At 62.2% G+C, this 20,935-nt stretch carries 24 protein-coding genes; 17 read left to right on the forward strand and 7 right to left on the reverse strand.

Annotation, left to right across the window (positions count from 1 at the left end):
• Window positions 1–76 precede the first annotated feature (76 nt).
• From ACTJKM_RS24340 to ACTJKM_RS24350, 3 genes are all read left to right on the forward strand, one after another.
• A complete protein-coding gene (locus tag ACTJKM_RS24340; RefSeq protein ID WP_057254041.1) occupies window positions 77–355 on the forward strand; it encodes a hypothetical protein in 279 nt (92 codons plus the stop codon).
• Between the two features lie 451 nt (window positions 356–806).
• Complete coding sequence (locus ACTJKM_RS24345; RefSeq protein ID WP_058327044.1) at window positions 807–2,363, forward strand: caspase family protein; 1,557 nt, start codon at window positions 807–809, stop codon at window positions 2,361–2,363.
• Between the two features lie 191 nt (window positions 2,364–2,554).
• Window positions 2,555–3,316, forward strand: coding sequence for an MBL fold metallo-hydrolase (locus tag ACTJKM_RS24350; protein WP_058327043.1), 762 nt, complete (start codon window positions 2,555–2,557; stop codon window positions 3,314–3,316).
• A 233-nt stretch (window positions 3,317–3,549) separates the two neighbouring features.
• Here the strand turns inward: ACTJKM_RS24350 and ACTJKM_RS24355 are convergent, their stop codons facing one another.
• Window positions 3,550–4,959, reverse strand: coding sequence for an adenylate/guanylate cyclase domain-containing protein (locus ACTJKM_RS24355; protein ID WP_058323463.1), 1,410 nt, complete (start codon window positions 4,957–4,959; stop codon window positions 3,550–3,552).
• A gap of 157 nt (window positions 4,960–5,116) precedes the next feature.
• On the reverse strand, window positions 5,117–5,533 hold the full coding sequence (locus tag ACTJKM_RS24360; RefSeq protein ID WP_057254051.1) for a nuclear transport factor 2 family protein: 417 nt from the start codon (window positions 5,531–5,533) through the stop codon (window positions 5,117–5,119).
• Between the two features lie 187 nt (window positions 5,534–5,720).
• On the opposite strand from ACTJKM_RS24360, the gene ACTJKM_RS24365 reads away from it, so the two are divergent.
• From ACTJKM_RS24365 to ACTJKM_RS24390, 6 genes are all read left to right on the forward strand, one after another.
• Window positions 5,721–6,131, forward strand: coding sequence for a GFA family protein (locus tag ACTJKM_RS24365; RefSeq protein ID WP_057254052.1), 411 nt, complete (start codon window positions 5,721–5,723; stop codon window positions 6,129–6,131).
• 141 nt (window positions 6,132–6,272) lie between these two features.
• Window positions 6,273–7,346, forward strand: a complete 1,074-nt coding sequence (locus ACTJKM_RS24370) for a cyclic nucleotide-gated ion channel (RefSeq protein WP_058323465.1) — start codon at window positions 6,273–6,275, stop codon at window positions 7,344–7,346.
• A gap of 184 nt (window positions 7,347–7,530) precedes the next feature.
• Window positions 7,531–8,376 (forward strand): response regulator, encoded by an 846-nt coding sequence (locus ACTJKM_RS24375; protein WP_057254056.1) that lies wholly within the window; start codon window positions 7,531–7,533, stop codon window positions 8,374–8,376.
• A gap of 306 nt (window positions 8,377–8,682) precedes the next feature.
• Window positions 8,683–9,951, forward strand: coding sequence for a diguanylate cyclase (locus tag ACTJKM_RS24380; protein ID WP_063893340.1), 1,269 nt, complete (start codon window positions 8,683–8,685; stop codon window positions 9,949–9,951).
• Between the two features lie 45 nt (window positions 9,952–9,996).
• The gene (locus tag ACTJKM_RS24385) at window positions 9,997–10,827 is read left to right on the forward strand and encodes a Shedu anti-phage system protein SduA domain-containing protein (RefSeq protein ID WP_440661151.1); all 831 of its coding nucleotides are present in this window, start codon (window positions 9,997–9,999) and stop codon (window positions 10,825–10,827) included.
• Window positions 10,828–10,989: 162 nt separating this feature from the next.
• Window positions 10,990–11,472: a VOC family protein gene (locus ACTJKM_RS24390; RefSeq protein ID WP_058327039.1), complete on the forward strand. Its 483-nt coding sequence runs from the start codon at window positions 10,990–10,992 to the stop codon at window positions 11,470–11,472.
• 62 nt (window positions 11,473–11,534) lie between these two features.
• Here ACTJKM_RS24390 and ACTJKM_RS24395 read toward each other — a convergent pair whose 3' ends face one another.
• Together ACTJKM_RS24395 and ACTJKM_RS24400 are read right to left on the reverse strand one after the other, a co-directional pair.
• On the reverse strand, window positions 11,535–12,134 hold the full coding sequence (locus ACTJKM_RS24395; protein ID WP_058327038.1) for a YdeI/OmpD-associated family protein: 600 nt from the start codon (window positions 12,132–12,134) through the stop codon (window positions 11,535–11,537).
• 151 nt (window positions 12,135–12,285) lie between these two features.
• A complete protein-coding gene (locus ACTJKM_RS24400; RefSeq protein WP_057254457.1) occupies window positions 12,286–13,290 on the reverse strand; it encodes a GlxA family transcriptional regulator in 1,005 nt (334 codons plus the stop codon).
• Window positions 13,291–13,368: 78 nt separating this feature from the next.
• On the opposite strand from ACTJKM_RS24400, the gene ACTJKM_RS24405 reads away from it, so the two are divergent.
• Complete coding sequence (locus ACTJKM_RS24405) at window positions 13,369–13,713, forward strand: hypothetical protein (protein ID WP_156436843.1); 345 nt, start codon at window positions 13,369–13,371, stop codon at window positions 13,711–13,713.
• On the forward strand, window positions 13,710–13,922 hold the full coding sequence (locus tag ACTJKM_RS24410) for a hypothetical protein (RefSeq protein ID WP_058327037.1): 213 nt from the start codon (window positions 13,710–13,712) through the stop codon (window positions 13,920–13,922). Before ACTJKM_RS24405 ends, ACTJKM_RS24410 begins: the two co-directional genes overlap by 4 nt.
• 195 nt (window positions 13,923–14,117) lie before the next feature.
• On the opposite strand, the gene ACTJKM_RS24415 is transcribed toward ACTJKM_RS24410, so the two are convergent.
• Complete coding sequence (locus ACTJKM_RS24415; RefSeq protein ID WP_058327036.1) at window positions 14,118–14,321, reverse strand: hypothetical protein; 204 nt, start codon at window positions 14,319–14,321, stop codon at window positions 14,118–14,120.
• 99 nt (window positions 14,322–14,420) lie between these two features.
• Window positions 14,421–14,597 (reverse strand): hypothetical protein, encoded by a 177-nt coding sequence (locus ACTJKM_RS24420; protein ID WP_156436842.1) that lies wholly within the window; start codon window positions 14,595–14,597, stop codon window positions 14,421–14,423.
• Window positions 14,598–14,811: 214 nt separating this feature from the next.
• Between ACTJKM_RS24420 and ACTJKM_RS24425 the strand changes: the two genes are divergently transcribed.
• The 3 genes from ACTJKM_RS24425 to ACTJKM_RS24435 all read left to right on the forward strand — a co-directional run bounded on the left by ACTJKM_RS24425 (window position 14,812) and on the right by ACTJKM_RS24435 (window position 16,892).
• Entirely contained in the window at window positions 14,812–15,702 is an 891-nt protein-coding gene (locus ACTJKM_RS24425; RefSeq protein WP_057254074.1) for a LysR substrate-binding domain-containing protein, read from the forward strand.
• Window positions 15,703–15,776: 74 nt separating this feature from the next.
• Entirely contained in the window at window positions 15,777–16,424 is a 648-nt protein-coding gene (locus ACTJKM_RS24430; protein ID WP_058327034.1) for a VIT1/CCC1 transporter family protein, read from the forward strand.
• A 234-nt stretch (window positions 16,425–16,658) separates the two neighbouring features.
• Window positions 16,659–16,892 carry a hypothetical protein gene (locus tag ACTJKM_RS24435; RefSeq protein ID WP_058327033.1) on the forward strand — a complete coding sequence of 78 codons (234 nt, stop codon included), beginning with the start codon at window positions 16,659–16,661 and terminating at the stop codon, window positions 16,890–16,892.
• Between the two features lie 211 nt (window positions 16,893–17,103).
• Here the strand turns inward: ACTJKM_RS24435 and ACTJKM_RS24440 are convergent, their stop codons facing one another.
• Window positions 17,104–17,760 carry a GntR family transcriptional regulator gene (locus ACTJKM_RS24440; protein ID WP_058327032.1) on the reverse strand — a complete coding sequence of 219 codons (657 nt, stop codon included), beginning with the start codon at window positions 17,758–17,760 and terminating at the stop codon, window positions 17,104–17,106.
• A 274-nt stretch (window positions 17,761–18,034) separates the two neighbouring features.
• Between ACTJKM_RS24440 and ACTJKM_RS24445 the strand changes: the two genes are divergently transcribed.
• From ACTJKM_RS24445 to ACTJKM_RS24455, 3 genes are read left to right on the forward strand one after another with little or no spacing between them, the layout of a single operon-like run.
• Complete coding sequence (locus ACTJKM_RS24445; RefSeq protein ID WP_058327031.1) at window positions 18,035–19,459, forward strand: M20 family metallopeptidase; 1,425 nt, start codon at window positions 18,035–18,037, stop codon at window positions 19,457–19,459.
• Window positions 19,460–19,492: 33 nt separating this feature from the next.
• On the forward strand, window positions 19,493–20,212 hold the full coding sequence (locus ACTJKM_RS24450; RefSeq protein WP_058327030.1) for an ABC transporter permease: 720 nt from the start codon (window positions 19,493–19,495) through the stop codon (window positions 20,210–20,212).
• Window positions 20,212–20,934: an ABC transporter permease gene (locus ACTJKM_RS24455; RefSeq protein WP_058327029.1), complete on the forward strand. Its 723-nt coding sequence runs from the start codon at window positions 20,212–20,214 to the stop codon at window positions 20,932–20,934. Before ACTJKM_RS24450 ends, ACTJKM_RS24455 begins: the two co-directional genes overlap by 1 nt.
• The last annotated feature ends 1 nt before the right edge of the window (window position 20,935 follow it).

Below are 20,935 nucleotides of genomic sequence, written 5' to 3' on the forward strand. Positions count from 1 at the left end.
GTGGCCGGCGCAGCGTCGCGAAACCGACGGGGCGGCCGGCTCGGCGAGAGGGCGGCGCTTCGCGCGCCGATGGGCAATGAAGAAATCTGTGATTGCTTTGCTTTCCGGCGTACTGGTGGCCTACGTGCCTATGGCAGGCGCGGCCAGTGCCGCGACGGTCACGAACAAGGACAGCGAGACCGCCGTCCTGGTCGTCGTCGAGGGCGAAAGCCGCATGGAAGTGGCGATCGCCGCAGGCGCCACGGAGATGATCTGCCCGAGCGGCTGTTTCGTGACGGCGCCGAGCGGCGACCGCATCGGCCTGCAGGGCGACGAGAATGTCGAGATCGTCAACGGCAATGTCGTGGTGAAGTAACCGGAAACCAGCCACTGAAGGGCGCGGACTCTTCCGCGCCCCTAGAGCGCCGTGCGTTCAGACGAACGCGCAAAGGACGCTCTAGTACTTTGATCGTAGAGCATCTTTCCGCTTCAAGTGATTCCACTGGGACGCTCTATAGCGCAGCAGTTTCAGACGAACGCACAAAGACGCTCTGGCTCTTGAAGTCGAGAGCAGTTTTCCGCTCTCAATGTTTCCACTTGAGAGCGGAATGCATTGGCGCCCACAGCTAATCACGGCGCGCCAATCCCATTGGATGGCGAATGAACCGGCACTCCCGCCCGTCAATACGACGAGAGACGGGGTGGCCCCGGCGAATGCCTTTGCCATCCCATCGAAGCGCATTGACACGACCCATGCCGGGTAGCAAGCTCGGCTGTTCGGCCGACGTTGCTCGCCACGGTCGTTCGCGCATTGCGGGAGGGGAACCATGCCATTCCTTCGCATCGCCTTGGCCGTCCTATTGGTGTTTTGCGCCACGCAAGCGTTTGCCGAGAAGCGCGTGGCGCTGGTCATCGGCAATTCCGCCTATCAGCATGTGGCGGCGTTGCCCAATCCCGGCAATGACGCTGCCGACATGGCGGCCAAGCTCGAAGGGCTCGGCTTCGAGGTGGTGATCGGTGTGGATCTCGACCTCTCGGGCGTGCGGCGCGTATTGCGCGATTTCGTCGACCGTCTCGATGGCGCCGATCTGGCGCTTTTCTACTATGCCGGCCATGGTCTTCAGGTGGACGGCGAAAATTATCTTGCCCCTGTCGACGCCAAGCTCGCCTCCCATGTCGATCTTGATTTCGAGGCGGTGCCGATGAACCTGATCCTGTCGGCGATGGAGCGCAGCACCAGGGTCAATGTCGTGCTGCTTGATGCCTGTCGCGACAATCCGCTCGCGGTCAATCTCGCCCGCTCCATGGGCACCCGATCGGCCTCGGTCGGCCGCGGACTTGCCAAGGTCGGCACCGGCATCGGCACGCTGATCGCCTTTGCCACCCAGCCCGGCAATGTCGCGCTCGACGGCAGCGGGCGAAACTCGCCCTTTACATCGGCGCTGCTCAAGCATCTCGGCCAGCCGGGACGCGACATCACCCGCGAGCTGATCGAGGTGCGCCGCGACGTTCTTGCGGCAACCGGCGGCAAGCAGGTGCCCTGGGACAATTCCTCGCTGACCGGCGAGGTGGTGCTGAAGCCTGCCGATGGCGGCCAACCGGCGTCGGTCAGGGAGCCGGCGACGGACCAGACTGCTGAGCTTGCCTATTGGGAAACGATCAAGGATGGGACGGAGCGCGATCTGTTCGACGCCTATCTGCAGCAATATCCCGATGGTGCTTTCGCATCCCTGGCGAAGGCCAAGATCCGCATCATCGAGCGGGTCTCCGCCCCGGCAACGGAGGGCGTTACCGACGTGCCCGCCGGCCAGGCCGTGGCGGCCGTTGATCTGGCCGCAGCCGCAGCGGGTACCGACGATCGCGCCTTGACCCGATCGATCCAGCAGCAGCTGAACCGGCTCGGCTGTCGGGCCGGCAGCGAGGATGGGCTGTGGGGCGCCGGCAGCCGCAAGGCGCTGGAGGCATTTGCCAGGCACAGCAAGGCTGAACTCGCAACGCTCGAACCTTCCAGCGACGTGCTCGAGCGCCTGAAGGCCGAGAAGGCGCGGATCTGCCCGCTTGCCTGCGCGCGAAACCAGGAGGCAAAAGACGGCCGTTGCGTGACGATCCGGCGCGAGGCCAAACTGCCCGAGCCGAGCGCGACCCAGGGCACCGCCAAGACACCGGCGAAGAGCACCGGCACGCGAGCGATCAGCCCGCCGGCCGAGCTGAAAAAGAAGAGCTTTGCCGGCTGCCCCGACAATGCGGACGTCGCCTTCCGGCAGATGTTTTCCCGCGGCTCTGGCCGCGGCAGGACGACGATAGCCGCCACGCACTCCTGCGGTCGTGCCTTCGCCTGTCACCGGGCGGCAAGGGGCCAGCCCTGGGATTGTGGCTGGCGGTGAAGCTGCGTGTGGCAAGCGGCGATCCGTACGCTGCCGGCGTTGGCTGGAGCGTCTCAGCTCCGCCGGCCGAACGCCGTTGCGCGCCCTTTGGCGGCGTGGCAGAGGGCAAATTTCGGCTCTTGATTTTACCGCCGCCTCAGCAAGGATCACGGCGACATCCGTCACCGCTTTCCGGCAAGGGAGGACTCCCCATGAAACTCCAGCTTATCCGCAACGCCACGCTCAAGCTCGACTATGCCGGCCATACCGTGCTCATCGATCCCTTTCTGGGGCCGAAAGACAGCCTGCCGTCCTTTGCCGGGCGCTCGCCCAATCCGACGGTCGAGCTGCCGGTCGATATCGACACCATCCTGGCCGGTGTCGAACTCGTCATCATCTCGCATCTGCATGAGGATCACTTCGACGACACCGCCAAGGAGCGGGTGCCGAAGGGGCTGCCGATCCTCTGCCAGCCGGGCGACGAGGAGGCGATCCGTGCCGCCGGCTTTCGCGACGTCACGCCGCTTTCCGACAAGGCCAGCTGGCAGGGGCTGACGCTGACCCGGCGCGATGGCAGTCATGGGCTCGGCCCTGTGGTCCAGGACATGGGGCCTGTCATCGGTTTCAGCCTTGAGGCGAGGGGCGAGCCGACGGTCTACTGGGCCGGCGACACGGTTTTCTACCCGGCGATCGAGAAGACGATCCGCGAAACGAAGCCTGACATCATCGTCACCCATTCCTGCGGAGCGAAGTGGGATGGCGATCTCATCGTCATGGATGCCGAGCAGACGATCAAGGTCTGCGAGACGGCGAAAAACAGCACCGTCATTGCAACGCACATGGAGGCGCTGGATCACGCGACGGTCAGCCGAAAGGAGCTGCGGGCAGCAGCCGATGCCCATGGCATCCCCTTGACGAAGCTGGTGATCCCTGATGACGGCGACGTGCTGACGCTGATACCGCCGGTGGTCTAAGCAATTCCAGGAAAAGTGCGAAGCGGTTTTCCGTCCGGAATTGCGGAGATACCAAGCAATTCCAGGAAAAGTGCGAAGCGGTTTTCCGTCCGGAATTGCGGAGATACCAAGCAATTCCAGGAAAAGTGTGAAACGGTTTTCCGTCCGGAATTGCGGAGGTTCCAAGCAATTCCAGGAAAAGTGTGAAACGGTTTTCCGTCCGGAATTGCGGCGATCCAGAAGGCCGGCCGCGCTTACGGGATCGAGAAGATACTGATCTCGTTGGTGATGCCGCGCAGAGCGACATTGTGCGACTGCGGATTGAGGCCGCGGTCGCTGAGCAGGCCGGAGGTGCGCGGGTCGTCGAGCACGGAGCTGGTGGCGAAGATCTCGCGCGAACTCGCGAGATGCTGGACGCGCGAGGCGATATTGACCGTCTGGCCGAAATAATCCTGGCGCTCGTTGAGGTTGACGGCGATGCACGGCCCCTCGTGGATGCCGATCTTCAACAGCAGATCCTCGGAGCCCCGGTCCTCGTTGAGCTGTCGCATCGCCTCGCGCATGCGCATGGCCGCGGCAACCGCGCGATCCGGCGTCGGGAAGGTTGCCATGACCGCGTCGCCGATCGTCTTGACCACGGCGCCCGCCTCGGCGGCAACGATCTCGTTGACGGCGCTGAAATGGGTCTTCACCAGATCGAAGGCTGCGAGATCGCCGACCCGCTCGTAAAGTTCGGTGGAGCCGCGCAGATCCGAGAAGAGGAAGGTGAGGCTGGTGATCTTCAGCCGCTGGTCTACGTCGATCGTGTCGGTGCGGTAGATATCGCGGAAGGTCTGGTTGGAAAGCAGCCGCTTGGCGGTGAGGAACGGACGCCGACGGCCGAGAATATCGTGCAGGGTGTCATTGGCGATACAGACCGAGGGCAGGGTGCGCACATCCGTATGGTTTTCCACCTGGATGCGCAGCGGACCCGGCTGCATGGTCAACGCCTCGTCGTGGCGATGGCCGCGATCGAAGACGAGCGACAGCGTCCGCCGTTCCTTGGTCGGCTCGCCCTTGACGTCAATGAATTGCGCGGCATGGGTCACCGGCTCGAAGACGATGATGAATTCCGCCGGCATCTGCAGCGAGATCACCGCCTTTTCGCCGGGCGGCAGTTCGAGCGCCTCGATCATGAAATCGTCGACCTGGGCCTCGTAGTCGTCCTCCGGCAAATCTATGCCGGAGCCCCAGTAGATCTGGCGGAAATATTCGAGCGGCGGCAGCTCGTGCGGGTTGTGGGCCTCGATGTGGCGTACCCGCGGGTTGACGGTGAAGGTCACTTCCACCATCTCGTCGAGCGTCGGCTCATAGCCGGCGGCGCAGAGCGAGCAGGTATAGGTGTCGCTCTGCACGGTCTTCAGCGAGGTATTGCTGTCAAGCACACCGCCGCAGCCGGGGCAGAGCACATTCCACGACAGCTCGAAGAGCCCGAGGCGTGAGGCATGCAGGAAGGCGGCGATGACCTTTTCTTCGTCCAGCCGATGTTCGGCGGCAAAGGCGAGCGCATTGACGCGGCAGAGCTTGCGGTCCGGCGCTTCCCGGACAAATCGCTCCAATACGCCGGCGATGTCAGGCTGCACGTTTTGGCGCAGCATGTCGAAGAGAGGCTGAGCGTCACTCATGATTGCATCCTACACTGAAAAGAGCCGGCGGGGCAGCCGGTTTGTCGGTGTGGGTTCGCGTGCCGGAGATTGGCCCTGGCCGGCTTTCCCGCCACTTTAATCCGCCTTGGCGACGAGGCTGAAATAGGCCTCGCCGCTCACGGGTCGATCGCGTGCTCTACGCCGCCTTGCGGTCGCGGCCGAAGGGATCGCCGAGCACCGATTCCGTGTGCAGGGAGGCCAGCCATCCACCGTCCTTGCGGATCCAGGTGGTGGCGTCGGCCGCCTTTATCGTCAAAGGCTCTCCCTCGACTTCCATCTCTTCCGTCACCGTGTAGGCGATGACGGCGACGTCCTCGCGCGGAAAGATGACGCTGACGTCGTCGAGGCGAAACGCGTTGAGCTTCCAGGATCCTTCGGCCTGGTCGGCCATCCTGCGATAGTCATCGCGGGTAAGAATGGCCGCCCCTTGCGCCCCCACGACGATCGACCGTTCGGGCAGCATGGCCACGGACGCCTCGGTATCCTTCTCCAGAATGGTTCGCCAGAATTCCTGTTCGAGATCGATGATCTCCTGTTCGTCGGCATGTGCCATGGTTTGATTCCTCCGTTTACAATTTGCAGAAGCCATGGGACGGCCAAAGGTTCCGACCAGACAGACCTCGCCGCACAGCGGCCCTGTTGCGCGGCCGCGTGACATCGAAGCCGAACCGCCCCGCGGGAACCCAACACCCGCCTCTGTCGTTTTCCGGATCCAGCAGTTGCGAAGCAGGATGAGACACATGAGGATCTTCTCGGGAAAATGCCTCTGCGGCCAGGTGCAAGTATCGCTTCGTGGCGAACCTCTGCGCGTCGGTATCTGCCATTGCATGGATTGCCGGAAGGAAAGCGGTTCGGCCTTCACCTTCTATGGCATCTGGCCCGCGGATCAATTTGAACGTACCGGCGACACGTCGGAGTTTCAGGGACGGTGTTTCTGTCCCGGTTGCGGGTCGCGGGTTTTTTCGGTCGATGCGCGTGAGGCGGAGGTCAAGCTCGGTATCTTGTCCGACGCGCCGACCTCGCTTAAGCCGAGCTACGAGCTCTGGATCAAGCGGCGCGAGCCATGGCTAAGGCCGGTCGAGGGGGCCGAACAGTACCAGGAGGATCGCGAACGGGCAGCCGACGAAGGGCCGGTCGACACGCGCTACTAGAGCGCGCGTCACCGTCAATCTACCATCCCTTAATTAAGCGTCGATTCATCGATGGAATTGTGCTTAAGATCAAAGCGTTACTGCGCTGCTGGCATGTCGGGCCGAGGTATCGCCTGAGAGCGCGGGTCGCTGGGGGAGTGAATGTCGGCACGGCCTTTCCTGAAAATCTCCGCGCCGCTCAACGGGCTGTTGGCGGCGGCGGGGCTTATTACGGTCGCGGCGCTGACGGCGCGGGATATTGGCCTGACGGCCAAGCTGTCGCTGGAGCTTGTGCTGGCCGGTATCTGGGCCATCTATGTTCTGCAACTGGCCGATACGGTGATGCGGCAGCGGGCGAAGGACGATCGCGGGCGGACGCCCGAACTCATCATCGATCTGCTTGCCGTCGTGGTTCCGCTTGCCGGATTTCTTCTCGCTGGCCCGCGTGACCAGAGCCTTTATTGCGGTATCTGGCTGTTGAAGCCGCTGCGTCATTTCACCTTCTTCCGGCTGCTTGGCCGGGTGGTGGCGCGGGCGGCACCCAATCTCGTCGGTGTCACCTCGGTCTTCGGCATCGTTCTCTTCGGCGCATCGCTTTTTGCCTATCTCATCGAGCGCGATATCCAGCCCGACAAGTTCGGCAGCATTCCCCAGGCCATGTGGTGGGCGGTGGTGACACTTTCGACCACGGGCTATGGCGACGAGATTCCGATGAGCTTTGCCGGTCGGGTGCTGGCGGGCCTCGTCATGATGTGCGGCATTGGCATCTTCGCGCTGTGGGCCGGCATTCTTGCCACCGGCTTTTTCGAGGAGGTGCGCCGCCAGGATTTTGTGCGCAACTGGCAGCTGGTTGCGGCCGTGCCGTTGTTCCAGAAGCTCGGCTCGGCCGCCTTCGTCGAGATCGTGCGGGCACTGCGCCCGCGGGTGGTCCCGGCGGGTGCCATCATCTGCCGCAAGGGCGAGGCGGGCGACCAGATGTTCTTTATCGTCGAGGGCCGCGTCAGCATTACGACCCCTTCGCCGACACCGATCGAACTCGGCCCCGGCAGCTTCTTCGGCGAAATGGCGCTGATCACGGGCGAGCCGCGCTCGGCGACCGTCAGCGCAGCCACGGAGGTCTCGCTGCTGTCGCTCTATGCGGAGGATTTCCAGATGCTGTCGAGCAGCAATCCGGAGATCGCCGAAGTCATCCGCAAGACGGCGGAGGCGCGGCGTGGCGGGACGTCCAGGGATTGACGGGATGGTGGGATCCGGCGGCCCTCGTGTCATGCCGGCACGCGACCTCGTCATTTCGTCGGTTGCTCATTAACACGAGAGAAAGCCTTTCTCCTCTAGCATGACGGCTGCAAGTTACAGTGACTTTGCGGGCACGAAGAACGCTTGGGCGCTGTAGGGGGACACTCTTTTACATAGGCGTTCAATGTCGTTTTTTGGCATTTCCGGAATGTATTATTCCGGCGAATCCCTTGCCCAGCACCGTATCGTGCTTGCCGAGGACTCCAACCTCTTCTCGTCGATGGTTTCGAAGCGGCTGAAAGAGCTGTTCGACATCGATGTCATCGTCTGCCGCGACTATGACGATTTGCAGTTCGCGGTCGAAAACGCGACTTTTCCGGCGTCGCTCGCCATCTCCAACATCAACCTGCCGGGGGCGGAGAACGGCGAGGCGCTCAACTATCTGATCGACATGAGCGTGCCGACCGTCGTCTTTACCGGCTCGTTCCAGGAGTCGACGCGCGAAAAGATCCTCGCCAAGGAGATCGTCGACTACGTTATCAAGGATAGCGTCTTTGCCGTCGACATGTTGGCGGAATCGGTCTGCCGCTTCCTCACCAACCACAAGCACCACGTGCTGATCGTCGACGACAGCCCGACGGCGCGCGCACTTCTGACGACACAGCTGAAGCGCTACAATTTCCGCACCAGCTCGGCCGACAGCGGCGCAGCCGCGCTCGAACTTCTCAAGAGCAATCCCGATATCGGCCTCGTCATCACCGACTACAACATGCCCGATATCGACGGATTCGAGCTGACGCGGCGCATCCGCGGTTCCTACGGGCCGCATCAGCTGCGCATCATCGGCGTCTCGTCCTCCACCAACCGGCTTTTGTCGGCGCGTTTCCTGAAAGCGGGCGGCAACGACTTCATCGTCCGCCCCTTCGTCAATGAGGAATTCTACTGCCGCGTCAACCAGAACCTGGACACGCTGACCAAGATCCGCACCCTCAGCGAAAAGGTTAGGGTTCCGGCGCAAGCTTCGGCCTGATACGAGAAATAATCCCCAAAATTTTGTGGCAATCTGCGCGAAATCCCGCGCGCAGGTTGCTCCATTAACGAAATTGCAATCCGATCGGTCTTCAATCCGCCCCAGCAGGAGCGGGGAGCCCGGTCACACCAGACCACGCCGGCCAGTGGGTCGGTGCGGTCAGTGGCAGGTCTATTCATATATTCGGAGCCAGCGTCACCCCCTTCAAGGGAAGCACGCCTGCGGCTCGAGAGGGGTTGCAGGGACGTGAGATTGCGCCGCACGCCAGGCCGGCTGAATTCTGTGCAAAAGCACAGCGACAAGCGCATGCTCCTTGTCGAAGATTCCCGGATGTTCGCGACGGCGCTGAAATACGGGCTCGAGTCCGTCCACGGCATCCGCGTCACCCATTGCAGCTCGCTTGCGGCGCTCAGGGAAACGCTGGAGCAGGCGCCGGAAAGCTTCTCGCTCGCCGTGCTCGACCTCAACCTGCCGGACGCGCCCAATTGCGAGGCGCTCGAATTCGTTCTTGCCCATCAGGTGCCGGCCGTCGTCTTCACCGCAGCCTTCAACGACCAAACGCGCGAAGAGATCCTCGGGCGCGGCGTGCTCGATTGCGTCATCAAGCATCAGCCTGAATCGATCAACCTCCTGATCGGCGCCGTCGACCGTGCGCTGACCAATGGCAAGACGACGGTGCTGCTTGCCGATTCCGATGCCGCCTCGCGCAGCGAGCTTGCCGGCATTCTGAGAAAGCAGCGGATTTCCGTCTGCGAGGTCGCGTCCGCTGCCGATGCGCTGCAGGTGCTCGACAGCGGCGAGGCGGTCGATCTGGTCGTCACCGATCTCGATCTCGCCGACATGACCGGGGCAGCACTTCTTGCCGAAGTGGAACGCCGGCAGGGCGATGGCGCGCTGCCGGTGATCGGGCTTTCCGACAGCGGCGACCGAAGGGCGGGCGCCCGCTTTCTCGAAGCAGGCGGTACCGACTTCATCCAGAAACCGTTCCTCGAAGCGGAGTTCAACGGCCGCATCGCGCAAGCCGCCAGCATCCAGAAGCGCCTGCAGACGCTGCAGCGGCAGGCGGCCAGCGACTATCTCACCGATCTCTACAACCGCCGCCATTTCTTTCTTGCAGGCCCGCGCCTGGTGGAGCAGTGCCTGAGGCGCGGCGAGCCGACGGCGATCGCCATACTCGATATCGACCATTTCAAGCGGCTCAACGACACCTACGGCCACGAGATCGGCGATATCGTGCTGAGACACGTGGCCAAGCGCCTGGGGGTGCTGGTGGGCGAGGAGCACCTGCTTGCCCGCCTGGGCGGCGAGGAGTTCGGCATCCTCTTCAACGGCTGCGATGTGCGCCGCGCCTTCGCCTTCTGCGATGCGCTCAGGCTGGAGCTGGCGAAATCGCGGATCGTCGCCGACGACGAGGAATTGACGATCACCGTCTCCATCGGCCTTGCCACCATCGAGAGCCCCGAATCCTTCGAAAACTACCTGCACGCCGCCGACCAGTTTCTCTATATGGCCAAACATGCGGGGCGAAACCGGGTGATCTCGGAATTGGCACTGCTCGACGCGCTGGCATCTTAAACGGTAGTGCGTATCAAGATACCTTTGGAGATTTTAGAGACAGTCATGACATTTGATCCCGCGGCGCTCGTGGAGCACAAAAAGGCCGAATTTTCTTCTTTGCTCGATAATCTTCGTAATGAGAACGCGTTTCAGTCGTATCTGGAGCAGGAGACATATCATCTTCCAACGCCTGTCCTGCTCAATCACGATGTTCTGTTCGGGTCCATTTTCTCGAAGGTCCATTTACATCACAACAGGCGGATCACAGACTATAGCTATGCCACCAAAAGCAGTGATGAATTTCGGCTCTGCCACGTCGAACTAGAAGATCCGAAGAAGGCAATCTTTCGAACGGCGAAAGACGTTCTGGAGTGCCATCCTGATTTTCTACAGGCGCTCCATCAGGTGAGAACCTGGAAGAGCCAGCTGGAGGAGACGAATCAGGATCGGACCCTGTTCGAAGCTCCATTTGGACGCTGGATGAACGAGCTTTCGTTCTCTCGGTCCTACATTTTGATCTACGGCCGAAGCAGAGAAATTGACAGCCCGCAGAAACAGCGCCTCTGGCACACAATGCAGAAGGAGACCGGATTCATTATCAAAACGGCGGATCAGGCATTCGAGGCCGGTGGTCAGCGGCGCAATGGCTATCTCAATGTTTTGAAACGGGTTCAGGATCGTTTTGCCTTTAAACACCTCCACGTCGAACCGATTCAGATCTTCAGCTACTTAGGGCCACTGGAATTTTCGTTGAAGAAGGATGAAATCTCACGGTTGGAAGGCTGGGGATTTTCGATGGACGATTGGCGCAAAGGCAACAGGCTTGTAGTCAACGGAAAGTATCCCTCGGCTGAGAAGGCACTTGAGCAAATGCGTACCGAGACTTCCCGCTAGCTCGCCCCGGCTCCGTCGTCGCCTTCCGGTACGGAGTGGTACCTCCTGTGTCGCCAAGTCGCGACGCGCATAAGAAACGAGACGGCACTGTCGGTTTGGAACGGCTTCGATCGTCCTTCGGTCACTTGGGCAAGGCCCAGTATTACGAAGAGGAGCCAACAGATGACGACTGTAGTTTCAAATCTCTGGTTTGCGAAGGTGGCGCGCGAGGCGGTCGACTTCTATATTTCCCTCGTTCCCAACTCGGCGATCACCCGCATCACCACCTTGCCGGCGGAAAGCCCGAGCGGACCGCCCGGCAGCGTTCAGGTCATCGAGTTCATGCTTGGCAATCAGCAGTTCATGGCGCTCGAAGCCGGGCCGCTCGACCCGTTCAACCATGCCTTCTCGATCATGATCCAGTGCGACAGCCAGGAGGAGATCGACCGGCTGTGGAGCGCGATCCTCGATAACGGCGGCGAGCCCGAGCAATGCGGCTGGATCCGGGATCGCTGGGGGCTGTGCTGGCAGATCGCGCCGCGCGTTCTTGGCGACATGGTCGCCCATTCTGACCGCGAACGCGCCAAGCGAGCGACCGAGGCGATGCTGGGCATGATCAAGCTCGACATCGCCGAACTGGAGCGCGCCTTCCACGGGCAGGGATAGCAGGCGGCCCGGATGGCCGTTTTCGCTATCCTTGCGGCGGCCGAAGGCGCGGCTGCGGCGTTCTATTTCAGCTTCTGCGGATAGATCGTCTCGCCGCGCTTCAGCATTTCGACAAAGGTTTCGATCTTCTTTTTCCGCCCCGCCTCGGTCTTCATGTTGTGGGTGCGGAAGGCGAGTGCGAAGCGGTTCTGGGCGCTGAGTGTTGCCAGCGTTTCTTTCGCTTTCGGCTCGGCATCGATCGCCGCCTGCAGGTCGTCGGGGATCTTCATGTCCTTGCCGCTGGCATAGGCCCGATCCCAGCGGCCGTCCGCCTTGGCGGCGTCCACCTGGCGCAGGCCAGACTCGGTCATGCGGCCTTCCTTGATCAGCCGCGCGACATTGTCGACGTTGATCTTGCTCCAGATGCTCTTCTTGCCCCGCGGCGAATAGCGCTGCAGGAAGCTCTTGTCGTCCAGCCCCTTGCGCACGCCGTCAATCCAGCCCCAGCAGAGCACCACATCGATCGCCTCCTTCGGCGTGATCGAGGCGAGGCCGGAGTTCACCTTGTGGGTCCTGATCCAGACTTCGTCTTCGCTGTGATGATGGGCGCCGAGCCAGTCGTAGAAACTCTCGAAATCCTTGAATTCGCGAACCTTGGCGGGATTGATCTGGACGGGTGCCATAAGACGCGTTGCTCCTGTGTGCCGAAGTGTCAGCCATTCAACCCAAAAAGAAGGAGCGTGCAAGCGGCACGACGATACAAGCTGAACGTGTCACCGGCAAAACGAAAAAGGGCGGATCGCTCCGCCCTTCGACTTGTCTTTATGTCGCTCTTTACCGCGCCATCTGCAGTGTCAGTTTGCGGTCGGCGCGCTCCTGCTGCGGCGAGCGGTTGTAGAGTTCGCGATAACACTTGGAGAAGTGCGAGGCGGAGACGAAACCGCAGGCAACGGCGACTTCCACGACCGGCATCGACGACTGGATGAGCAGGTGCCGGGCGCGGTCGAGGCGGATCTCCAGGTAGTAGCGGGCCGGCGAACGGCCCATTTCCTGGCGGAACAGCCGTTCGATCTGGCGGCGCGAGAGATCGGCGCCCTCGGCGATTTCGAGCAGCGACAGCGGCTCGGCGAGGTTTGCCTCCATGAGTTCGATGATCGACAGCACCTTGGCGTTCTGCACGCCGAGGCGGGCGCGCAGTGGCAGGCGCTGGCGGTCATGCGGCCCGCGCACGCGGTCGGTCAGCGCCTGCTCGCAGACGCGGTTGACGAGGTTCTCGCCGAAATCCTGGTCGATCAGGTTCAGCATCATGTCGAGCGAGGCGGTGCCGCCGGCGCAGGTATAGATGTTGCTGTCGATCTCGTAGAGGTCGGCATAGACGTCGACCTGCGGGAAGCTTTCGGAAAAGCCCGGCAGGTTTTCCCAGTGGATGGCGCAGCGCTTGCCGGTCAAAAGGCCGGCGGACGCCAGCACATGGGCGCCGGTACAGAGGCTGCCGACGGCGACGCCGCGGTTGTAGACCTCGCGCAGCCAGGCATTGACCGACTTGTTGTTGAAATCCTCGACGTAGATGCCGGAACAGACCAGCACCATCGAGGGGCGGTTCTCGCCGCCCAGGAACTTGCGCTCGTCGGCGAGCGACGAATTGACTTCGAGCGCGATGCCGCTCGAAGAGAGGACCTTTTCGCCGTCGGACGAAGCGAGGCGCCAGGTATAGGCCTCGTAGCCGAGCATGCGGTTGGCGATGCGGAGCGTTTCGATCGCCGCCGAAAACGGCAGCATGGAAAAGTTCGGCACCAGGAAGAAGACGAGAGAACGCTTTTTGGTCAGTGGCTTGTTCATGAGGCTTCCCATGCTTGGCGATGGTGTATATTCGTCGCTTGGAAGATACTCTTCGGCTTGTCTGTTTGCGACATTGGCATGGAAAGCAGCGACCGCAAAGAGATTTCGCATTGCGACATTGCACGGCAAAAGGCGGTTCCACCGGTCTTTCAGGCTTTTGTAAGGAAAGCGACGGTTTTTCCAGCACAGTTGACGTTATCTGACAAGAACTGCCAGAGATACGCAACAATCACAAAGCGCGCTCCAGGGTTGTGTTTGCCGATTGCGACGTTTTCGGCGGCTGCGGCGGGTGTCGGTAAAAGACAAGTGACGTTCGTACTGCCCCACGGCGGAAGGCTACCGGGTCCCAATGCATTCGCGGCAAGGGTGCAAGGCGGGTTGGATGCGCACGCTTGGTTGGCGGTAAAGGCGATTTTTGCATGAGTCAGGATCCACCAACAGCTGCGCATCGCGTTGTCTGGCTGATGAAGGTTCTTTGGGCCGGTTCGATCATCACGACAACGACCGCCATCGGTGCCTACAGTGGGTGGGTAGGCCACGGCATCGTGGGAGCGTTGGCGCTCGCGTTCGTGGGGTTCGTTGCAGGGTGCTTTGTCTGGCGGCCGTCGATGATCATGCAACTGCTGACTTAAATCTCGCGCGCGTTTTTCGAGGCGCGCCTTTGCCGTGCCGTGCTCCCGTTGCCTGAGATCAGAATAAGGGCGCGATGGGTTCTTGCACGGCATGGCAGGGGCCATCCGCGCAAAGAAAAAGGGCATCGCCTTCTCGGCGATGCCCTTCGTCGTATCCGGCTACCTCGACCGGCCCGGGGCCGGTCAAGCCGTCATTCATTGTTCGGTCTTATGCACGGCGTCGTCGACCGACGGGAAGCCGATGTCCTTCAGCGTGTCATAGGACAGGTTTTCCAGTGCCCGTTCCTGGCGATGGCGCTTCCACGCTGCCCAGGCACGAACCTGCAGATTGAAGAGACCCGGAAGGGACGAGTGGGAGGATGCCCGTTCCGAGGCCGATGAAAACTGAATGTTGGACATTTCATGGCTCCTTCTGAGTGTCTCAGCAGGTCGCGACCATAATCGTATATATGGCGCAACCCGATCTATCATTCCAACGAATATGTTTGATGCTTTCCATCAAACTTGGTGATTGATTAGCGGGTCCGCAAACATCACGTCGTCGCGGACTCTCTTCGGCAGTTTTGCCAGTTCGCGCCGGGCTTCCACCCGATTTCGTGCGATCTGCTTTTCGCGTCTCTGCCGGACAACGCCGTCGAGTACGGCGATCACTTGGGTAAGGGTGTTGAGGACCATGTCGTTGCTCCTTCGATGCTGAATTTGTACCACTGCCTGCGACGCGGGGCTGTTACACAGGGAACTCTGTCGAGTGGCGATAACAAGCGGGGCGGCGGACATGGGCTTCTCCTTCCTTCGTCGTCCTTGAGCTTGACTATCGGTCATTGCTGATGTTCAATCAAACGAAATGAAGTGAACTTATCTTTCAGTTTTTCTGATCGAGGATGCCGCCATGAACATGATGATGCGCCACGCGCTTCCGCTTCTTGAAATGGACGTGCTGAAGACCTTTGTCGCCATCGCCGAGACCGGCAATTTCACCACCGCCGCCGAAACCGTCTACCGCACGCCGTCTGCGGTCTCGATGCAGATCAAGAAGCTCGAGGAAATGCTCGGCAGCACGCTCTTCCTGCGTGACGCGCGCTCGGTGACGCTGACGCCGAAAGGGGAAATGCTGCTCGGCTTTGCCCGCCGGTTGCTGTCGCTCAACAATGAAACGGTGTCGCGCTTCCTGCTGCCGGACATGAACGGCGTCGTGCGCGTCGGTGCGCCCGAGGATGTCGGCGAACGCATCCTGCCAGAAGTGCTGAAGCGTTTTGCGGAGTCCTATCCGAACGTGACGATCGATGTGTCGATCGGCATGAGCAATGCCATGCGCAAGAAGGTCGACGAGCACCGGCTCGACATTGCCATCTTCAACAGCCTCACCGAGGGAACGCCGAGAAACGGCGAAATCCTGATGCAGGAGAAGCTCGTCTGGGCCGGCGCCAAGTGCGGCAACGCGCATCTGAAGGATCCGCTGCCGGTGTCGATGTGGGAGGATGGCTGCGTTTGGCGGGCAGACGCCGTGGAGAAATTGTCGCGCGCCGGCCGCAAGTTCCGCATCGCTTTCTTGAGCGCCTATACGACCGGCCAGCGCGCCGCCGTTCTCGCCGGCCTGGCGATCGCGCCGCTGCCGCGCTACCTCGTCCAGGGCGAGATGGTGCAACTCGGCGAGCGCGACGGCCTGCCGGATCTCGGCCACTACAATATCGGCCTGCAGGTGATCACTGACGCGCCGGCGCCGGTGCTGGCGGTTGCCGATCACGTGCGTGACGCCTTCGCTGACCTGCAGATGCAATAGGGGGGCCGCATGCGGTTTGCCGCCTTCCGCCCCCTGCCTGCCGCCCTTCGGTTCTTCTCGCGGGGCGGACAACCTTGAGCGACCAAACGCGTCCCGTTCTCGATCCGATCGATCGCCTCTCGGAAATCATCTTCGGGCTGCTGATGGCGCTTTCCTTCACGGGAACGATGAGCACGGTTACGGGCAGCGAGGGTGGGGTCAATGCCGTGCTTGTCGCCGCCCTCGGCTGCAACATCGCCTGGGGCATCGTCGATGGCGTCATGTATGTGCTGACGACGGCTGTCGAGAGGGTGCGCCGCCGCGGCTTTCTTGACGCCCTCCGGCGCGAGCCGCTTGCCCGCGCCCGCGAAATGTTTCTCGAAAGCCTCCCGGATGACGTGCGCCGCGTGTCCTCGCCAAAGGAGACCGAGGCGCTGCTTCTCAGGGTGAGGGCGCTTGCCGCCGATCCCAGGCACAGGGCGGTAACGGGGCATGACCTGAAAGCGGCTTTCGCCATCTTCCTGCTCGTCGTCACCTCGACGCTGCCGCCCAGCATTCCCTTCCTGTTGATCGACGATGTCGCGCTGGCGATGCGCGTTTCGAACGGTATTGCGCTCGTCATGCTCTTCGTCGTCGGCGCGCGGCTCGGGCAATATATGGGGCGCAGCCCCTGGCCGATGGCCTTTGCGATGACGGCGATCGGCGCGGTGCTGGTGGCGGTGACGATCCTGTTTGGCGGTTAGCTTTCGCCGCGGACGCCGCGATCGGATCAATCGCAACGGGCGTTGGGGCGCGAAGCGGCCGTGGCGTCTCGACCGAAAGGGGCCGGTTCCTGGTCTGCTTCTGGTGCCGCATTATCGAAAGCGGACGCGATGCTCCAATCCATCGTCACCCATTGACGTGGGCATTTTTCTTCACAATAGGGTCAAGCCGACGAATGTGGCGACCGCCAGCCACACAGCAACAGGAGTGTGACAGTGAGCGAACCGACCGTAGCAGAGGCAACAAACCGCATTTATGAATCGCTCCAGGCGGACAATGCCGACATCGACGTGCATATTGCGGCCCTCAAGGCAGCGATGGCGCGGGCGGGGTTGAAGGAAGCCGTATTCGACCCGGCCAGGCTCGTGCAGAACAACCGTTCCGGCAGGAAGCTGATGCAGGCATACTTTCGCCAGCGCGGCGTGACGGTGAAATTCGCGGCTGAGTGAAGCCTACGCATGACATCAAACGGGGCCAACGCCGATGGTCCCGGGACCTGCCTGCTTGAGCAGGACCGCTATGGAAGCCGCGCAATCACGCGGCTTCAAAATCCGGCAGCCTGAAGCTCGAGTTGTTTAAGGCCTCCCCTTGGCGCACAGTTGCCGTCGGCGGGGCGGCGAACCGGTCGCCCGACCGGCGAAGCGCCGAAAGGCCAGACGCTCAGGTCCTGATCGGCGCCTGGCGGATGTGGATCTCGATCAGACGTTTCAGTTCAGCCAGATCCCGGGCTTCCAGCGCATCGACCATCAGGTGGTGCTCGCGCGCCGATTGCTCGATGCGGGCCCGCGTGCGCCATTGCGAAACCGGGGCCGATACCGTTCGCTGGCGGATTTCGGCGACGACGTCGACAAGTTCGGAATTGCCGGCAAGAAGCAGAAGCGCGCGGTGAAAGGCGAGGTTGGCGTCGTAGTGCTCCATGATGGAGCCTCGGAACGACATTTCGTCGAACCGACGGGCAAGCCCGCGCAGCTCGGCAATGGCCGCAGGCGTGACATTGGCGATCATCCGGTCGGCGACGCCGGTCTCCAGGATCACGCGGATATCGCTGATCTCCCGCGTGCGCTGGTCGTCAAGTTCGTAGACCTGATAGCCGCGGTTGGGATTGTGCTGCACCAGCCGTCGCTGCGACAGCCGGTCGAGTGCCCGGCGCACCTCCGGCCGGGTGCAATCGTAGCGGCGCTCCAGGTCGATCTGCTTCAGCCAGGTGCCCGCCGGCAATGTCCCGGTCAGGATGTCGTGCAGCAACAGGTCGGTGACATCCTTCTTCTCCTCGGGCTTTTCCTCGGCCGCCAGCATTTCCGTCAGATCGTCGCTCATTCCTGCCTTACACTCTCTCTTGCCGCATGGTCTTCCTCGCGCCTCACGTCGCCTGCGCGTGGCTCACGTCGCCTGCTGCGGCGAAATTGGTTCCATTTTTGGAGAAACTATGATGCTGCCCTGGACAATTCAATGCGCCAGAACGGCTTTCCTTGTCCGCCTTTCGCTGTTGTGCACATCGGTGGAAATATTTCATGACCCTCTTGTGTATCCAAAAATGTTATCATAAATTGGCGCCAATTCTGGTTACTATTGTTGCGGAAGTTAATAAACGATGAAAAATGCCGATGCCGTCTGGGACCTCCTTGAAGCCAAGCGCGAGCGGTTTTTCGTGCTCAGCGACCGGGTCTGGGATACGCCGGAAACCAACTACGAGGAGTTTCGCTCGTCGGCCGAGCATGCGCGCCTCCTGGAGGCCGAGGGTTTCCGCGTGTCGCGTGGCATTGCCGGCATGCCGACGGCGGTCATGGGCGAGGCGGGCGAGGGCGGACCGGTCATCGCCATTCTCGGCGAGTTCGATGCGTTGCCGGGCCTGAGCCAGGAGGCAGGTGTTGCCGAGGAACGGCCGCTCAGCGAAGGCGGCAATGGCCACGGCTGCGGCCACAATCTGCTCGGCGCCGGTTCGCTGATGGCGGCCACCGCCGTCAAGGATTACCTCGCCGCCAACGGCATCAAGGGGCGGGTCCGCTATTACGGCTGCCCGGCGGAAGAGGGCGGCTCTTCCAAGGGTTTCATGGTTCGTGCCGGCGTGTTCGACGATGTCGATATTGCGATCTCCTGGCATCCGGCGCCCTTTGCCGGTGTCAACAACCCGATCTCGCTCGCCTGCAACGAGCTCGACTTCCGCTTCAGCGGTCGGGCGTCGCATGCGTCGGCGGCACCGCATCTCGGCCGCAGCGCGCTCGATGCGCTTGAGCTGATGAATGTCGGGGTGAACTATCTGCGTGAGCACATGCCGTCTTCGGCGCGGATCCACTATGCGGTGACGGATACGGGCGGCAATGCGCCGAACGTGGTCCAGGCCCGGGCGAAGGCGCGCTATCTCGTCCGCGCCCGCAGCCTGCCGGAACTGCTTGATCTCGTCGAACGCGTCCGCAGCGTGGCAAAGGGTGCGGCGCTGATGACGGGAACGACGGTCACGGACGAGATCGTCAGCGGCGACGCCAACCTGATCGGCAACACGCCGCTCGAGGCGCTGATGCACCGCCAGCTCGAGCATCTGGGGCCGCCTGAGTTCGATGAAGACGACCGCAGGATGGCGGCAAAATTCCAGGAGACCTTTACCGGCGAGGATATCGCCTCCGCCTTCGAGCGGTTCGGCCTGAAACTGCGCCGCGGCATTTCGCTCTGCGACGCGATCTTCCCGCCGGAAAACGGCGCCGGAACCCTCGTCGGCTCCACCGATGTCGGAACGGTCAGCTGGGTGGTGCCGACGGTGCAGCTGCGCGGCGCAACCTACGCGATCGGCACGCCCGGCCACTCCTGGCAGCTGGTTGCGCAAGGCAAGCTTCCGGCCGCCCACAAGGGCATGGAGCACGCGGCAAAGGTGATGGCGAGCACGGCGGTCGAGCTGATCCTCGATCCGGCGCTGATCGCCGCCGCCAAGGCCGACCACGCGGCACGGCTGGAGGGCACGCCCTTCGTCAATCCCATTCCAGATGATGTCGACCCGCCGATCCCCGGAGTGAGCCATGGTTAAGTCATCGGTCGACAAGCGAAGGGAGGCGCTGCGATGACTGGGCCCGGTTTCCTTGACATCATCAGCTTCGGGCCCGACGGCTGGGGGCCGGCGCTTGCCGCCGGCGCGTGGATGACGATCCTGATCGCGATCGCAGGGTTTGCGATCGGCGGCGTCATCGGCACCTTCGGGGCCTGGGCGAAGATTGCTGGCGGTCCGCTTCTCCGAGGTTGCGCCGAGGCCTATACCACCGTCCTTCGCGGCATTCCCGACCTCTTGGTCATCTATCTGTTCTATTTCGGCGGCAGTGCCGTGGTGACGGCCGTCGGCCAATTGTTCGGCGCGGAGGGTTTCGTCAGCTTCCCGGGCTTCATCGCCGGCGCGCTTGCGGTCGGCATCACCTCGGGCGCCCAGCAGACCGAGGTCTATCGCGGCGCCTTTCGTGCCGTGCATCCGGGCGAACTGGAGGCGGCAACTGCCTGCGGCATGGGACGGCTCCTCAAGTTCCGCCGCATCACCGCGCCGCTGACGCTGCGTTATGCGCTGCCCGGGCTCGGCAATGTCTGGCAGGTGGTGCTGAAGGAATCGGCGCTGGTCTCGGTCACGGGCGTCGTCGAACTGCTGCGCCAGGCGCAGATCGGCGCCGGATCGACCAGCCGCCCCTTCGACTTCTTCTTTATCGCAGCGATGATCTATCTCGCCATTTCCACGGTCTCGGGCCTCGTTCTTCAGGTCACCGAACGCCGGTTCTCGCGCGGCGTCAGGAGGGGCTGATGGATATCAAATTTGCCCTCGAAACCTTCTGGAGCTTGGCGGCGGCGCTGCCACTGACGCTGGAGCTTGCCGTCACGTCGATCGTGCTCGGCTCGGTGCTGGCCCTGGGGCTGGCGCTTGCGCGTCTGTCCGGCATTCTCGCGCTCGATCTCTTTGCCCGCGTCTATGTGTTCCTGTTTCGCGGTACGCCGCTGCTCGTGCAGATCTTCTTGATCTATTACGGTCTCAGCCAGTTTCCGGCCGTGCGCCACAGCATTTTCTGGCCGGTCCTCCGTGAACCCTATTGGTGCGCGGTGCTGGCGCTGATGCTGAACACGGCCGCCTATGCCAGCGAGATCATCCGCGGCGGGCTGCTTTCGGTGCCGCACGGCCAGGTCGAGGCAGCGCGGGCCTGTGGCATGGGGCGCGTCATGATCTTCCGTCGCATCGTCATGCCGCAAGCGCTTCGCCAGGCGCTGCCCGGCTACGGCAACGAGATGATCTCCATGGTCAAGGCAACCTCGCTCGCCTCGATCATCACGCTGATGGAAATCACCGGCGTCGCTGCCAAGCTCATTTCGGACAGCTACCGCGTCATCGAGGTCTTCGTCGTCGCGGGGATCATCTATCTCGCCATCAATTTCGCGCTGACCCGGCTCGTCGCTTTCGCCGAACACAGGCTGAACCCGCAACTGCGCGCGCCGCTGGCGATCTCTGCCGAACTCAAGGGAGAAGCCCATTGAA

Origin of the sequence: Ensifer sp. 22460, from assembly GCF_052044935.1 — a bacterium.
Taxonomy (GTDB): Bacteria; Pseudomonadota; Alphaproteobacteria; order Rhizobiales; family Rhizobiaceae; genus Ensifer.

What these genes read in the sequence shown, in the direction of transcription:
- ACTJKM_RS24340 (WP_057254041.1), top strand. Translation starts at nt 77, where the DNA reads ATGAAGAAATCTGTGATTGCTTTGCTTTCCGGCGTACTGGTGGCCTAC.
- ACTJKM_RS24345 (WP_058327044.1), top strand. Translation starts at nt 807, where the DNA reads ATGCCATTCCTTCGCATCGCCTTGGCCGTCCTATTGGTGTTTTGCGCC.
- ACTJKM_RS24350 (WP_058327043.1), top strand. Translation starts at nt 2,555, where the DNA reads ATGAAACTCCAGCTTATCCGCAACGCCACGCTCAAGCTCGACTATGCC.
- ACTJKM_RS24355 (WP_058323463.1), bottom strand. Translation starts at nt 4,959, where the DNA reads ATGAGTGACGCTCAGCCTCTCTTCGACATGCTGCGCCAAAACGTGCAG.
- ACTJKM_RS24360 (WP_057254051.1), bottom strand. Translation starts at nt 5,533, where the DNA reads ATGGCACATGCCGACGAACAGGAGATCATCGATCTCGAACAGGAATTC.
- ACTJKM_RS24365 (WP_057254052.1), top strand. Translation starts at nt 5,721, where the DNA reads ATGAGGATCTTCTCGGGAAAATGCCTCTGCGGCCAGGTGCAAGTATCG.
- ACTJKM_RS24370 (WP_058323465.1), top strand. Translation starts at nt 6,273, where the DNA reads ATGTCGGCACGGCCTTTCCTGAAAATCTCCGCGCCGCTCAACGGGCTG.
- ACTJKM_RS24375 (WP_057254056.1), top strand. Translation starts at nt 7,531, where the DNA reads ATGTCGTTTTTTGGCATTTCCGGAATGTATTATTCCGGCGAATCCCTT.
- ACTJKM_RS24380 (WP_063893340.1), top strand. Translation starts at nt 8,683, where the DNA reads ATGCTCCTTGTCGAAGATTCCCGGATGTTCGCGACGGCGCTGAAATAC.
- ACTJKM_RS24385 (WP_440661151.1), top strand. Translation starts at nt 9,997, where the DNA reads ATGACATTTGATCCCGCGGCGCTCGTGGAGCACAAAAAGGCCGAATTT.
- ACTJKM_RS24390 (WP_058327039.1), top strand. Translation starts at nt 10,990, where the DNA reads ATGACGACTGTAGTTTCAAATCTCTGGTTTGCGAAGGTGGCGCGCGAG.
- ACTJKM_RS24395 (WP_058327038.1), bottom strand. Translation starts at nt 12,134, where the DNA reads ATGGCACCCGTCCAGATCAATCCCGCCAAGGTTCGCGAATTCAAGGAT.
- ACTJKM_RS24400 (WP_057254457.1), bottom strand. Translation starts at nt 13,290, where the DNA reads ATGAACAAGCCACTGACCAAAAAGCGTTCTCTCGTCTTCTTCCTGGTG.
- ACTJKM_RS24405 (WP_156436843.1), top strand. Translation starts at nt 13,369, where the DNA reads ATGGAAAGCAGCGACCGCAAAGAGATTTCGCATTGCGACATTGCACGG.
- ACTJKM_RS24410 (WP_058327037.1), top strand. Translation starts at nt 13,710, where the DNA reads ATGAGTCAGGATCCACCAACAGCTGCGCATCGCGTTGTCTGGCTGATG.
- ACTJKM_RS24415 (WP_058327036.1), bottom strand. Translation starts at nt 14,321, where the DNA reads ATGTCCAACATTCAGTTTTCATCGGCCTCGGAACGGGCATCCTCCCAC.
- ACTJKM_RS24420 (WP_156436842.1), bottom strand. Translation starts at nt 14,597, where the DNA reads ATGGTCCTCAACACCCTTACCCAAGTGATCGCCGTACTCGACGGCGTT.
- ACTJKM_RS24425 (WP_057254074.1), top strand. Translation starts at nt 14,812, where the DNA reads ATGAACATGATGATGCGCCACGCGCTTCCGCTTCTTGAAATGGACGTG.
- ACTJKM_RS24440 (WP_058327032.1), bottom strand. Translation starts at nt 17,760, where the DNA reads ATGAGCGACGATCTGACGGAAATGCTGGCGGCCGAGGAAAAGCCCGAG.
- ACTJKM_RS24445 (WP_058327031.1), top strand. Translation starts at nt 18,035, where the DNA reads ATGAAAAATGCCGATGCCGTCTGGGACCTCCTTGAAGCCAAGCGCGAG.
- ACTJKM_RS24450 (WP_058327030.1), top strand. Translation starts at nt 19,493, where the DNA reads ATGACTGGGCCCGGTTTCCTTGACATCATCAGCTTCGGGCCCGACGGC.
- ACTJKM_RS24455 (WP_058327029.1), top strand. Translation starts at nt 20,212, where the DNA reads ATGGATATCAAATTTGCCCTCGAAACCTTCTGGAGCTTGGCGGCGGCG.